Annotated in this window: 17 protein-coding genes; 9 read left to right on the plus strand and 8 right to left on the minus strand. The window is 61.2% G+C overall.

Annotated features, from left to right (window positions below):
* Positions 1–43: 43 nt before the first annotated feature.
* Positions 44–898 carry a prolipoprotein diacylglyceryl transferase gene (gene lgt / locus I554_RS0108555; RefSeq protein WP_024577738.1) on the minus strand — a complete coding sequence of 285 codons (855 nt, stop codon included), beginning with the start codon at positions 896–898 and terminating at the stop codon, positions 44–46.
* 175 nt (positions 899–1,073) lie between these two features.
* Here lgt and I554_RS0108560 point away from each other — a divergent pair, with 175 nt between their 5' ends.
* Positions 1,074–1,337, plus strand: a complete 264-nt coding sequence (locus I554_RS0108560) for an accessory factor UbiK family protein (RefSeq protein ID WP_024577739.1) — start codon at positions 1,074–1,076, stop codon at positions 1,335–1,337.
* An 11-nt stretch (positions 1,338–1,348) separates the two neighbouring features.
* Here I554_RS0108560 and I554_RS0108565 read toward each other — a convergent pair whose 3' ends face one another.
* Positions 1,349–1,729, minus strand: a complete 381-nt coding sequence (locus I554_RS0108565; RefSeq protein WP_024577740.1) for a tautomerase family protein — start codon at positions 1,727–1,729, stop codon at positions 1,349–1,351.
* Positions 1,730–1,778: 49 nt separating this feature from the next.
* Positions 1,779–2,264 carry a MarR family winged helix-turn-helix transcriptional regulator gene (locus I554_RS25495; protein ID WP_051358585.1) on the minus strand — a complete coding sequence of 162 codons (486 nt, stop codon included), beginning with the start codon at positions 2,262–2,264 and terminating at the stop codon, positions 1,779–1,781.
* A gap of 123 nt (positions 2,265–2,387) precedes the next feature.
* Here I554_RS25495 and I554_RS0108575 point away from each other — a divergent pair, with 123 nt between their 5' ends.
* Both I554_RS0108575 and I554_RS0108580 read left to right on the plus strand, forming a co-directional pair.
* A complete protein-coding gene (locus tag I554_RS0108575; RefSeq protein WP_024577742.1) occupies positions 2,388–2,837 on the plus strand; it encodes a tautomerase family protein in 450 nt (149 codons plus the stop codon).
* Between the two features lie 98 nt (positions 2,838–2,935).
* The gene (locus I554_RS0108580) at positions 2,936–3,517 is read left to right on the plus strand and encodes a TetR-like C-terminal domain-containing protein (RefSeq protein WP_024577743.1); all 582 of its coding nucleotides are present in this window, start codon (positions 2,936–2,938) and stop codon (positions 3,515–3,517) included.
* Here I554_RS0108580 and I554_RS0108585 read toward each other — a convergent pair.
* Positions 3,504–4,511, minus strand: coding sequence for a tripartite tricarboxylate transporter substrate binding protein (locus tag I554_RS0108585; protein ID WP_024577744.1), 1,008 nt, complete (start codon positions 4,509–4,511; stop codon positions 3,504–3,506). The two genes, I554_RS0108580 and I554_RS0108585, sit on opposite strands and share 14 nt — an antisense overlap.
* 159 nt (positions 4,512–4,670) lie before the next feature.
* Entirely contained in the window at positions 4,671–5,765 is a 1,095-nt protein-coding gene (locus I554_RS0108590; protein ID WP_024577745.1) for an HD domain-containing phosphohydrolase, read from the minus strand.
* 194 nt (positions 5,766–5,959) lie between these two features.
* Here I554_RS0108590 and I554_RS0108595 point away from each other — a divergent pair, with 194 nt between their 5' ends.
* Positions 5,960–7,015, plus strand: a complete 1,056-nt coding sequence (locus I554_RS0108595) for an acyltransferase (protein ID WP_024577746.1) — start codon at positions 5,960–5,962, stop codon at positions 7,013–7,015.
* 6 nt (positions 7,016–7,021) lie between these two features.
* Here the strand turns inward: I554_RS0108595 and zigA are convergent, their stop codons facing one another.
* Positions 7,022–8,236: a zinc metallochaperone GTPase ZigA gene (zigA, locus tag I554_RS0108600; protein WP_024577747.1), complete on the minus strand. Its 1,215-nt coding sequence runs from the start codon at positions 8,234–8,236 to the stop codon at positions 7,022–7,024.
* 196 nt (positions 8,237–8,432) lie between these two features.
* A complete protein-coding gene (locus I554_RS0108605; RefSeq protein ID WP_024577748.1) occupies positions 8,433–8,678 on the minus strand; it encodes a hypothetical protein in 246 nt (81 codons plus the stop codon).
* Between the two features lie 218 nt (positions 8,679–8,896).
* On the opposite strand from I554_RS0108605, the gene I554_RS0108610 reads away from it, so the two are divergent.
* The 4 genes from I554_RS0108610 (at position 8,897) to ychF (ending at position 11,861) form a co-directional block, all read left to right on the plus strand.
* Complete coding sequence (locus I554_RS0108610; protein WP_024577749.1) at positions 8,897–9,088, plus strand: hypothetical protein; 192 nt, start codon at positions 8,897–8,899, stop codon at positions 9,086–9,088.
* Between the two features lie 185 nt (positions 9,089–9,273).
* Positions 9,274–10,005, plus strand: a complete 732-nt coding sequence (locus I554_RS0108615) for a 50S ribosomal protein L25/general stress protein Ctc (RefSeq protein WP_024577750.1) — start codon at positions 9,274–9,276, stop codon at positions 10,003–10,005.
* 21 nt (positions 10,006–10,026) lie between these two features.
* Positions 10,027–10,641 (plus strand): aminoacyl-tRNA hydrolase, encoded by a 615-nt coding sequence (gene pth, locus I554_RS0108620; RefSeq protein ID WP_024577751.1) that lies wholly within the window; start codon positions 10,027–10,029, stop codon positions 10,639–10,641.
* 122 nt (positions 10,642–10,763) lie between these two features.
* Positions 10,764–11,861, plus strand: a complete 1,098-nt coding sequence (ychF, locus tag I554_RS0108625; RefSeq protein WP_024577752.1) for a redox-regulated ATPase YchF — start codon at positions 10,764–10,766, stop codon at positions 11,859–11,861.
* 131 nt (positions 11,862–11,992) lie between these two features.
* On the opposite strand, the gene I554_RS0108630 is transcribed toward ychF, so the two are convergent.
* Complete coding sequence (locus tag I554_RS0108630; RefSeq protein ID WP_024577753.1) at positions 11,993–12,292, minus strand: DUF4282 domain-containing protein; 300 nt, start codon at positions 12,290–12,292, stop codon at positions 11,993–11,995.
* Positions 12,293–12,478: 186 nt separating this feature from the next.
* Between I554_RS0108630 and I554_RS0108635 the strand changes: the two genes are divergently transcribed.
* Positions 12,479–12,937, plus strand: coding sequence for a MaoC family dehydratase (locus I554_RS0108635; RefSeq protein WP_024577754.1), 459 nt, complete (start codon positions 12,479–12,481; stop codon positions 12,935–12,937).
* Positions 12,938–12,946: the final 9 nt, after the last annotated feature.

A 12,946-nucleotide genomic window follows, 5' to 3' on the forward strand; every position in this document is an offset into this window, starting at 1 on the left:
TTCAAAAATCGGGAATCGCTAATTTAAGTATGATCTTACGTTATTAAGCCGCTTTGGCCGCGCCGTCACCCGCCGTGCGCGGTCCGCGCCGCCATGCCGCGCCGATAAAGGCCAGGCCAGCAATGATCATCGGGACCGACAGGATCATGCCCATGGTCAGTCCGCCCCAAAGGAAGCCGAGCTGCGGATCGGGTTCGCGGAAAAACTCGCTGATGATGCGGGCTACGCCATAGAGCGCGGCGAATGCGCCGATGATCAGGCCGGGGCGCTTGAGCGCGCCGCCGCGGATCAGCAGCGCCAGGATGATGAAAAGAGCAATGCCTTCGAGTCCCGCTTCATAAAGCTGGCTTGGATGCCGCGGCAGCGGCCCGCCGTTCGGGAATACCATCGCCCACGGCACGCTGGCATCGGCGTGACGGCCCCACAGTTCGCTGTTGATGAAGTTCGCCAGACGTCCGAGCAGCAGGCCGATCGGGCCGACCGCGCAGGTCACGTCGCCCAGCGACAGCACCGAGATCTTCCGCTTCCAGCCGAACAGCAGCACTGCGATCACGCAGCCCATGAACCCGCCGTGGAACGACATGCCGCCGGTCCAGAGCTTGAAGATCTCGGCGGGATGCTGCGCGAAGAAGCCGAGATTGTAGAACAGCACATAGCCGGTGCGTCCGCCGAGGATGATGCCGAGCGTCACCCACAGGATGAAATCGTCGAAATCCGTGACCGTGAACGGCGCCTTGCCGCCCCACAGCCGTTCGCTGCGGATGATCCTGCGGGCATAGAGCCAGCCCAGCACGATGCCGCCGATATAGGCCAGCGCGTACCAGCGGATCGCAATCGGCCCGATGGCGATGGCGATGGGGTCGAAGACGGGGAACGCGATGGTCAGAAACATGGGCAGGCGATGTCCGGCGGGGCGCGAATCCTGACGTTGATTCCGCGAAATTTAGCCCCGGTTTGCGACAAGAATGCGCGTTTAACAATTCACGTGTTTCTTACATCTTGCGTCCCGGCAAGGCCATCACCATTGTCTGGGCACGTCAACTGCGGTAACCGGGGCCCTTCGGAGTGTGATGATGACCCAGACCAGCAACCGTTTCTTCGACGAGATCGCGCGCTTGATGAATGACGCCGCCGGGGCCGCCTCGGGCGTGAAGCGCGAGATTGAAACCGTCGTGCGCAGCCAGGCCGAGCGCATCCTGCGCGATCTCGATCTCGTCAAGCGGGAGGAATTCGAGGCGGTGAAGGATATGGCGCGCCTCGCACGCGAGGAAAACGAGGCGCTGAAGACGCGCATCGCCGCGCTGGAGAAGAAGCTCGGTCCCGTCGCCGAAACCTGAGGCTGAACGCGTCACGCGTATTGCGCGACGCCATTGCCGAACGACCAGTTTTCCTTCGCGACTTCCACCAGATTGATGAACACGTCCTCGCGGCGGATGTTCAGTTGCATGTGCAGGTCGTCGGCGATGCGCCTGTAGAACGCCTTCTTCATGTCCACCGTTCGGCCCCCGTTCAGCGTAACCTGGATGAAGACGATGTCCTTGCTGTATTCGATGCCAAGATAGTTCTTCGGAAAATTCAGGTCTTCCGGTGCATGTTCGGTGATGACCTGAAACTTGTCATCGGCTGGCACGTTGATGGTTTCGGTCATCGCCTTGTAGATGATCTCGCCGATGGCCTTGCGATGTCCGGCCGGCTTTCCCTTCGCAAGATCGATGCGTACGAGCGGCATGAGGCTTATTCCTTATCTTGAACGATGAATCCGTGCCCGACGGGTGGAGTCAGGCTTTCTTGTGCGTTTTGCGCTCGACAACCGGCCCTTCTGAATCGGTTGCGCCAGAGAGCGCCTGAAGCTTTTCAAGTGTGTCGATCAGCGGATCGCCCTTGCGGGCGGCGAAGATTTCCTTGGCGGACCCAAGGATCCGGTCCTGTGCGACCTGCCAGCTTGATGTCGCGGTATCGATCTTCCTGCCGCCGGCGCTGCTCAGGCGGATCTTTTTCTCGCGGCCGTCGTCGGTGTTTTGAAAGCTGACCCAGCCGTTGGCCGCGAGAACTTTCACGTTCCGGGAAATGGTGGTGGTGTCGAGGACGACCTCATCGGCGAGTTCGCTGAACGTCGCCGCGCCACCGAGGCGGCGCAGTGCGCGCAGCAGCGAGAACTGGGTGATGCGGATGCCGTGATCCTTGAGCGCGGCATCATAGAGGCGCGTCAAGGCCCGCGAGGAACGGCGAAACTGGGTGCAGTAGCAATCGGTGAACATCGGCATCCTTAGTCTGGGCTCAGCCTATGCGATATTAGATGCATATACAATAAATAAAGCTTGCATATGCATCTATATGGGGTCACTTTCCGCCGGCAGAAGGGATGTTGCATAAATCCGGAGGAACCGATGCCGACCTATACTGTGACGACGGCAAACCTGACGCTCTCAGCCGCCCAGAAAGGGCAGATCGCCGAGGCGATCACCGCGGCCCATCATGCCGCAACCGGCGCGCCGGCGTTCTTTGCGCAGGTGATTTTCCGCGCCCTCGAGAATGGCGAACATTTCATCGGCGGCAAGCCTAACGCGCATCCGCACGTTTTCGTCCACGGCATGATCCGTTCGGGGCGAGGAATCGATGTGAAACAGAAGCTGATGGGCGAGGCGGCCGACAAGGTGCGAGGGGCTGCGGGCGTTGGCGCGGAGGATGTCTGGTTCTACATCCAGGACATCGACGCACCGCAGATGATCGAATTCGGCCGCTTCCTTCCCGAACCGGGCGCGGAAGACGCATGGCGAAAGGCCATCACGCCTGAGAAGCAGTCACAGCTTGGGAAAGCAGGGGTCAGGGTCTTGTGACGGCTCATGCCGACCATTTGAATCGAAACGCTCCGGCTTTGCGCCAACGACGTTGACCAATCCGGTCCAGGATCGCGGTTTGGTTGCGAGGCTTAGCTGTGACTCCGTTCGATCGTACACATTTCTCCGAGGTTGAACGCGTCATCAAGGCGCCTTCACCGCGATGGGACAAGAAGATCGCCGCCGACCTTGTCACTGAAATGGAGGCCTTCTTCGGCAAGGTGGATACCATCCCGCAGATGAAGCAGGCGCTGGCGATCGCGGGCTATCAGGGACTTCAGCGGCAGATTGAACAGGCGGTCAAAGGCAAGACGCGCCTGGATGCGATCCGTGCGATGGCGCATGCGATGCGTAGTTTTTCGCTTGGAAGTCCCGGCCTGGCCATTGCGTCGTTTCGCGACCCGGATGTCGACAATCCCGAGTATCAGAAGGCGGCGGGGCAACTGGCTCTGGTCGTGCTGCGCGTTTTTGCCGACGCAGGCGTCAGCGGCGAGGCTGCCAGACACGCGATCCGCATTCTCAAGAGCCTGGTTCGCGGCTTCGTCATCAACGAAATGTCGGCACCGGTCGCCCGCCCGATCGAATATCAAAAGAGCTACGTTTTCGCGGTCGAGATGTTCGTTCGCGGTTTGAGCGAGCTTCGGGACGCCAAGGAAGCCGACCGCGTCAGTCCAGTTTGATCCCCGCGGTTTTGATGACCTTCTCCCACTTCGCGGTTTCGGAGGCGACATAGGCCGCCATCTCCTGCGGCGTGCTTTGCAGCGGATCGATCCCGGCGTCGATCAGCTTCTGTTTGATCGTGGGATCGTTGACCGCCTTGAGATAAGCCTCGCGCAGCTTGGCAATGATGTCGGGCGAGACTTTCGCCGGCGCGGCGAAGCCCTGCCACGCCCACGCCTCGAAGCCCGGCACCGTGGCGGCAACGGCCGGCACGCCCGGCAAGCCGTAGAACTCGCCCGGCGAGCACACGCCGATGGCCTTGATCGACTTCAGGTTGAGCTGCGAGCGCGCGGTGGCGAAATCGACGAACATCATGCCGATCTGCCCGCCGGCGAGATCCTGAAGGGCCGGGCCAGCGCCCTTGTAGGGCACGTGATTGAGCTTGATGCCTGCGGACTGCGCGAACAGTTCAGCGGCGAGATGGAACGGCGAGCCCACGCCGGCGCTCGCATAGTCGATCGCGCCCGGCGCCTTCTTCGCGGCGTCGATCAGGGCCTGCACCGAATTGACGTTGAGCTTGTCGGTGTTGACCAGCAGCACGATGGCGAAGCGTCCGGTCAGGGAGATCGGCGCGAAGTCCTTCTGCGGATCGTAGGGCAGCTTCTGGTACAGGCTTCTGTTGGAGGCGTAGGTCGAGGTGTCGCCAAGGAGGAAGGTGTAGCCGTCGGGTTCGGCCTTGGACGCGGCTTCGGCCCCGATCTGCGTTCCGGCGCCGGGGCGATTCTCCACCACGAGCTGCTGACCGAGGGTTGTGCTCATGGACGCCGCCACCAGCCGCGCAAAGAAATCCGTGCCGCCGCCGGCTGCATAGGGGACGATGAGGTGAACCGGCCGTGCTGGGTAGGAGGCCTGTGCCCAGGCCGGCGCAGCCAGACCAGAGGGCACAGCCAGACCCGCGCCGAAGGCCGCGGCGGTGGTCATGAATGAACGGCGGGTCAGCGTCTCGGTCGGCATGGGCGTCCTCCTGCGCGGCCGATGCGGTGCCGGCACGCGTCCTGAATTGGTTGCAGCTGCATCCAATCGCGAGAACGAGCCAAAAGCAATATTGCTGAGGCAAGCAAAAGCGTCGTCCCGGCGAAGGCGGGGATGACCCTGAAGGCTATTCGCGGTTTCTTAGGTCCCGAGCGCCACGGGGCGGAAGGCCTGGCGCAGTGCGCCATCGAGCTTGCCGCCCATCAATTCCATGATCCCGAATGCCTGCTCGGGTGTCATCGCGGATGTTTCGGCGTCGGGTTCGAGCAGCGAGGCGTAGGTGTCCACCAGCGTCATGATGCGGACGATGTCGCTGATCTGCTGTCCCTGAAGTCCTTCGGGATAACCGCTGCCGTCGAGCATCTCGTGATGATGAAGCACCACGTCGAGCACCTCGCCGGGAAATCCGCGCTGCTCTTTCAGCGCGTTGTAACCGAGTTGGGAGTGCTGCGCGAGAATAGCGTTCTCCTCGTCGGTCAGCCTGCCGATCTTTTCGAGAATCGGAACGGGAATGAACGCCTTGCCCACATCGTGGAGCAGAGCCGCGCGGGTCAGGCGGCGCTGGTCGTCTTCGCGCATGCCGAGATGATGGGCGAAGGCAACCGCATAACCGGTGACGTGCAGGGTGTGGCGATAGCTCTTGTTGTGATGCTTGTTGACCGCGATCAGCCACTGCCGCAGCGAGCAGCGTTTGAGCGCGCGCAGAATCTGCGTTTCTGCCTGCATCACATCGTCGAACGAAAGCGGAATGCCGGCGGGAAGCCGCCGGAAAATCTTCGACATCACGACCAGCGCGGCGGTGACGCCGGTGCTCAGGATGCGCGCGTCGGTGGTGTGTTCGTCTTCCGGTGTTTCCGGAAACACCTGGCGAATCCGGTGCAGGATGCTTTCCGGATGAAACGGCCGCTGGATGGTATCGGTCGCGCCGAGCGCCCAGGCCTGCGCCGAGCCGTGATGAAGCGCATCAGCGAGCACGAACAGCCGGGGCAGCGGCTGATAGTCCTTGCCGGTGAGCTTGCTGCGCACGCGCTGCACAGCCGCGGCCGAGGTGAGATCGATATCGATGACGACGCCGGCGAAGTCGCTGGCCGGGTGATCGGGCAGATCGAAAATGGAGATCGTTTCCACGCTGCCTGCATTCCTCAGAATGCGGGCGAGTTCTTCGCTTTGGTCCTCACAATCCGATGCGAGAAGCAGACGTCGCGACGTCTGCGGAAGTTCTGCCAAAGCGGCCATGTCCGTCCTCTGCGGGGCGTTCGGTAGGTATCAACTCCACAGATGTAGCGAAAAACAGGTTCCCAACTCTTAACAGTTATCCTTAACGGCGGTTACCGGCTCTCGTCACGCAACCGTGCCTTCCGCCGGCTGCATCTTTAATCAAAGCTGAATCGCAATAGTAACGATTGGGTAAAAGAGCGCAGCCGCCGGCCATGCCAAAGATTCTGTCGATCCAGTACCTGCGCGCCGCCGCCGCCCTGATGGTGGTGTTTTTCCATGCCGACGGCATGGCGCAGGAATACTTCCATTTTCAACGGCTGCCGTTCGGCGCGGCCGGCGTCGATATCTTCTTCGTCATCAGCGGATTCATCATGTGGATCACCACGGCGTCGGAGCGGACCACGCCGGCATCCTTCGCGGTGAACAGGATCATCCGTATCGTGCCGCTCTACTGGACGATGACAGTGCTGCTTTACGGCGGCTGGCTGATCTTTCGCGATCCGGCGACAGTGCCCTCGCTGTGGAATCTCGTCCGGTCCCTGCTGTTCATCCCGTTCGTTTCGCCGCGAACGGGAGAAATCCAGCCGTTGCTGATCGCCGGATGGACGCTGAATTTCGAGATGTTCTTCTATGCGGTGTTCGCCCTTGCGCTTCTGATTGCGAGACGGCACCGGGCGGTGTTCGTTTGCACTGTCCTGAGCGCGCTGGTCGTATCCACGTTATTTGTTCCACCGTCGGGGCCGGTCGCGCTCACCTACACCAGCCCGCTGCTGATCGAGTTCATGATCGGATGTCTGCTGGGTGTCATGTATGAGCGCAAGGCGTTGCCGCGCCCGGCTGTCGCCGTGTTCCTGCTCGCCACTGGATGTGGCCTGCTGCTGACGTCAGGCGTGCTGTCGGCAGCCAACATTTCTGCTTCGCGCTTTTTTCATTGGGGGCTTCCAGCATTCCTGATCGTCACCGGCGCGCTCGCGCTCGAACCGAAGTTGAAGGATTGGCGCCTGCCGATGTTGCTGGGCGACGCATCCTATTCGATTTATCTCACCCACGGCGTCGTACTCTCTGCCGCGAAGAACGCGGTCGTCTTCTCGGGCAACGGTGCGCCGTCACTGCTGGCCGGCGGGTTCATTCTCGTTGGGTGCCTGGCGAGCGTGGTGGGCGGCGTTCTGGTCTACCGGATGATCGAAATGCCATTGGTTGCGATCTGCAAGAATCTGGCCGCGGTGGTTCGGCGGCCGGCCGCGGTCGCCGCGCACCGGCCGACCTGACACCCCTCACGCTGCCTCATCGGCGCGGCGCCAGACCGGAAAAGGATCGCGGAGTTTCGCCCACGCTGCGGTGTTCATCGCGTCCTTGCCGGAGATCGCCACAAGGCACGCATCGAGCCGTCGCGTCAGTTCGGCGGTGTCCATGCCGGTGCCGATGAAGACGATTTCCTGCCGGCGATCGCCCCACACCTCCGACCAGCTCTTCGCGATGGCCGCGCGCCATTCCGGATGATCGGGCCAGCGCTCCTCCGGGATTGCCGCCCACCAGAATCCCATCGCTTCGTTGCGCACGATCGCGCCGGCCTGGCTGAGTTCGCCGACCCATTGCGGCCGCGTCGCCAGCCAGAAGTGCCCCTTGGCGCGGATCACGCCTGGCCAGCTTGAGGTGATGAAGGCGTGAAACTTCTGCGGATCGAACGGCCGGCGCGCGCGATAGACGAAATTCGTCACGCCGTATTCCTCCGTCTCCGGCACATGGTTGGCGAAGCCGTACAGTTCCTTGAACCAGACCGGATGCTGCTGTGCTTTTTCAAAATCGAAGCGCCCGGTGTTGAGAATTTTTTCCAGCGGCACCTTGGAAAAGCTGGTCTCGATGATCTCCGCTTCGGGATTGAGCGCGATCAAGATGCGTCGTGCGGCTTCGCACTGGGCGGGCGAGGCGTCGCCGATCTTGTTGAGCACGATGACGTCGGCGAACTCGATCTGGTCGACCAGGAGATCGACCAGCGTGCGCTTGTCGTCGTCGCCGAGCGACTCGCCGCGGTCGCGCAGGAAATCGTGCGAGGCGTAATCCCGCAGCAGGTTCACCGCGTCCACAACGGTCACCATGGTGTCGAGCTTCGCCACGTCGCTGAGACTCACGCCGTCCTCGTCGCGGAAATCGAAGGTGGTCGCGACCGGCAGGGGCTCGGAGATGCCGGTAGATTCGATCAGCAGGTAATCGAAACGTCCGTCGTGAGCGAGTCTGCTGACTTCCTTGAGCAGGTCGTCGCGCAGCGTGCAGCAGATGCAGCCGTTGGTCATCTCGACCAGGGTTTCATTCGTCCGCGACAGGTCCGCACCGCCATTGCGAATGAGGTCGGCGTCGATGTTCACCTCGCTCATGTCGTTCACGATCACGGCAACCCGCAGACCCTGCCGGTTGTTCAGCACATGGTTCATCAGGGTCGTCTTCCCAGAGCCGAGGAAGCCGGAGAGCACGGTGACGGGCAGTTTTTTCATGGGAATCGAACAGCCTTTTCAATGCGATGCGGGAGAGGCGGCGGGGCGGCATGAAGCGCTCGCTATGATTGTTATGTTATAACATAACAAATGCATCCAAGATCCGGCAAGGCAAGACCGATCGCGGAGATGAAATTTTTAGGAGAGGGACGGACGACCCGTTCAAAGTGCCGGGAGCGATAAATGTAGGTGGGCGCTATTCGGCGCCGTCGCCCTTATCGTCGGCATTGCGTCCATTTGGACTGCGGCCGAGGACGCCATAATTGGCGGATTTCAGTCCCGTGCCGGTCACGATCTCGGCAGACGCCAGACCTAGCTTGAGAAGTTCCCGCACCGCGGCGGCCCGGGTCGGCATCCGGTGCTTGAAGCGGAAATCGTCGATCGCGGATAATTCCTCAGGCGAAAGCATGATCTGCAGGCGTTCGCCGCGCAAATCGCTCATTTTAGCCTCCTGTGGGGGCGTTTGCTGCCAAGGTCTTTGCCAGACGATGGGTTAGTAAATTACTCAATTCACTCACGTGAACAAAGTTCCCCACTCCGCTACGGAATCCCAAAATTAGTAAAAAACTCCTTTTATTTCAATAAGTTATGTCTTGCGACATGGTTCGTTCGGTGCGATATTGGCTCAGGAGGGGCGCTCACTTCTGATTGGATATTTCGATGCTCAACAATAATTCCGCCGAACTGCGCGAATGGGCAGCTCGCTGTGAGAAGATGGCTGCATCGGCGACCAGCGAAAACGAGCGCGCGGACCTGATCCGCAAGCGCGATGCGCTGCGTGCCTTGGCAGACTCTGAAGACTGGCTGGCAGGGCTGTCGCCAGGTGGAACGCCGGCAATTTCCTCAATCTGAGGGCTGATGGCCTGATCCCGGCGTCGGAAAAAGCCGCTCTAAAATCCGCTCATTTCCTTGTATTTCTGGCCCTTTGGGGCTAAGAACCCGCCACGTCAGCGGCCCCCGCACCCCTGGAGGCTTGCCGCGATGTAAAACCGGGCCGCTTTGCGGCCCTTCACTTTTAAATCTTGAGGAACTGAACAATGGCGACCGTCAAGGAATTGAAGGCGACCGCTCGTCCGAAGGCCGGCAAGGGGGCCGCCCGGGCTGAACGTCGCGCTGGCCGTATCCCGGCAGTGATCTATGGCAACAACCAGCCCCCGCTGACCATCTCGCTCGACGATGCTGAACTGCGCCTGCGCATTCAGGCCGGGCGTTTTCTGACCACAATTCACGACATCGAACTCGACGGCAAAAAGCACCGCGTGATTCCGCGCGACTTCAGCCTCGATCCGGTGCGCGACTTCCCGCTGCACGTGGACTTCCTGCGTCTCGGCGAAGGCTCCAAGATCCGCGTCAGCGTTCCGCTGCACGTGCTGAATTCGGAAACCTCGCCAGGCGTGAAGCGCGGCGGCACGGTCAACATCGTGACCCACAACATCGACCTTGAGGTGCCGGCGGACAACATTCCGCAGTATCTCGAAGCTGACGTGGGCAAGCTCGACATCGGCAGCTCGCTGCACATCACCGACATCAAGCTGCCGAACGGCGTGAAGCTGTTTACCCGCGAAGACGCGACGCTGGTCACCATCGTTCCGCCGTCAGGCTACAACGAAGAACTGAAGGCTGCTGCGGCTGCTGCTGCCGGTGGTGCTGCGCCTGCGGCCGGTGCTGCTCCTGCGGCCGGCGCTGCGGCGGCTGCTCCTGCGGCTGGTGCTGCGAAGGCTCCCGCGGCTGCTGCCGCCAAGGCGCCTGCTGCCGACAAGAAGAAGTAAGCGGCCGGGAGAGCCCGTGCCATGCGCCTGTTCGTCGGACTGGGGAATCCCGGCGCGAAGTATCAGGGCAACCGGCACAACATCGGGTTCATGGCTGTCGACGAGATCGCACGGCGTCACGGATTTGGTCCGTGGCGCCGTCGCTTTCAGGGGGAGACCTCCGAAGGCAATCTCGGCAATGGGCGCGTCATTCTGCTGAAGCCCACGACTTATATGAACGAGTCGGGCAACGCGGTCGGCGAAGCGACGAAGTTCTTCAAGATGAGCGTCGGCGACATCACGGTGTTTCACGACGAGATCGAACTGCCGCCCGCGAAACTGCGCGTCAAGATCGGCGGCGGCATTGCGGGACACAACGGACTTCGCTCCATCTCCGCGCATGTCGGCAACGATTATCGCCGCGTGAGGCTCGGAGTCGGGCATCCCGGCGTCAAGGATCTGGTGCATCAGCACGTTCTGTCCGATTTCGCCAAAAGCGAAATGCCTTGGGTCACCGCGCTGTGCGAGGCGATTGCCGACAACGCAGCGTTTATCGTCACCGGGCAGGACGCGTCGTTTGCAAACAAGGTGCATCTTGCGATGGATGCAAAGGGATTCACATCGAAGGACGACAGCGAACCGTCGCCCAAAAAATGATTGTCATCGCCGGACTTGATCCGGCGATCCATCTTTCCAAAGAAGATGGATACGCGGGGCAAGCCCGCGTATGACGAAATGAAATCGAAGCGGTCACCGTACGTCAAAGTCGAAAGAAGATTATGGGTTTCAAATGCGGCATCGTCGGACTGCCCAACGTCGGCAAGTCCACACTGTTCAACGCGCTGACGGAAACGGCGGCAGCGCAGGCGGCGAACTATCCGTTCTGCACCATCGAGCCGAATGTCGGCGCGGTGGCGGTACCCGATCCGCGGCTCGACAAGCTGTCGGCGATCGCGAAGTCGCAGCAGATCATCCCGACGCAACTGACGTTCGTGGACATCGCGGGTCTGGTCAAGGGCGCGTCGAAGGGCGAAGGCCTCGGCAACCAGTTTCTCGCCACCATTCGCGAAGTCGATGCGGTGGCGCATGTGGTCCGCTGTTTTGAGGATTCCGACATCACCCATGTCGAAGGCAAGATCGCGCCGCTGGCCGACATCGAGACCATCGAGACCGAGCTGATGCTCGCCGATCTCGACAGCCTCGAGAAACGCGTCGACAATCTGACCAAGAAGGCCAAGGGCGGCGACAAGGATTCCAGGGAGCAGCTCGAACTGGTCGATCGCGCCCTGAAGCTGCTGCGCGATGGCAAGCCGGCGCGTTTCCTCGAGCGCAAGGCGGAGGAGGAGCGTGCGTTCCGCATGCTCGGTCTGCTGACGTCCAAGCCTGTTCTCTATGTCTGCAATGTCGAGGAAGGCGCTGCCGCCGCCGGCAACTCGTTTTCGCAGCAGGTGTTTGAGCACGCCAAAAAGGAAGGCGCGGTTGCGGTGGCGATTTCCGCCAAGATCGAATCCGAGATCGCGACGCTGTCACGCGAGGAGCGTGCCGACTTTCTCGACACCCTGGGACTCGAAGAAGCGGGTCTCGACCGCCTGATCCGCGCCGGTTACGAACTGCTGCATCTCATCACGTATTTCACCGTTGGCCCGAAGGAAGCCCGTGCCTGGACCATCACCAAGGGCACCAAGGCGCCCGCGGCGGCCGGCGTGATCCATACCGATTTCGAGAAGGGCTTCATCCGCGCCGAGACCATCGCCTATGACGACTACATCGCGAATGGTGGCGAGTCCGGCGCGCGCGATACCGGCAAGCTGCGGCTGGAAGGCAAGGAATACGTCGTCGCCGACGGCGACGTGATGCATTTCAGGTTCAATACCTGAGGCACCGACGGTTCACATTCGTCATTGCCGGGCTTTGACCCGGCAATCCATCTTTTGAGAATTGCTTTCTTAAGCTGGATGCGCGGGTCAAGCTAGCGCACGACATATCTCATGGAGGGCGTTGCGTGTCCTTACATCTGACGGTCGCGGCCCTGGTCGCGGATCGCACCGAGATGCTCGTTGATCCGGAAGACGATCAGGATCAGTTCGGCGCTGATGCGTGAGAAGATAATCCCGACCACCACGCCGGCCAGCGCCGACAGCAACTGGATGAACCCGCCGAACGGGCTGATCGCCATCACGGTCAGGGCCGAGAATATGCCTGCGATCCCGAACAGGATGATCAGCGCGATCACCAGCCAGTAGAAGGCCTTGATGATGGTGGGTGTGATGAACCTGTCCCACTGGAAGAGATCCTGGAAATGAAACATGGGCTTTCTCCAGATGAGCCGAAAAAGACAGAATACGGTGGGCGAATCAGCGACGGACCGAACCGCTCCGGATGGCCAGGGTTGTCGCATATCGCCGGAAAAGACGGAAGGCGGCCACGCAACGCACCGCTTGAGGTGTCCTGAAATAACGGCCAAACTGCGCCTATCCACAACGCGATTGAAACGATGAAACTCACTTTCGAAGACTTCAAGCTCGGCCATTTCGGCACGTTCGGGCCGCACCATGTTTCCCGCGACGACATTATCGCCTTCGCCTCCGAGTTCGATCCGCAGCCGATGCATCTGGACGAGGAGGCGGCCAGCCGCACCATCCTCAAGGGTCTGTCAGGCTCGGGCTGGCACATGTGCTCGCTGCTGATGCGGATCTGCTGGGATGGATTCATCCACAACATCGCCTCGGCAGGGTCGCCAGGCGTCGACGAGGTGCGGTGGGTTTCGCCGCTGCGGCCGGGCGACGATCTCACGATATCCGTCGACGTGGTCTCGACGCGTGAATCCAAGAGCCGTTCCGATGTCGGGTTCGTTTACATCAAGAACGACATGCGCAACGCATCGGGGCAGACGCTGATGCTGGCGACGTTGCCTCTGATGGTGTTGCGCCGCGCCGCGGCCGGCGTGAGGTAGGGACAGTCC

It is taken from the genome of Afipia sp. OHSU_II-C1 (assembly GCF_000497575.1).
In the GTDB taxonomy this organism is placed as follows: domain Bacteria; phylum Pseudomonadota; class Alphaproteobacteria; order Rhizobiales; family Xanthobacteraceae; genus Afipia.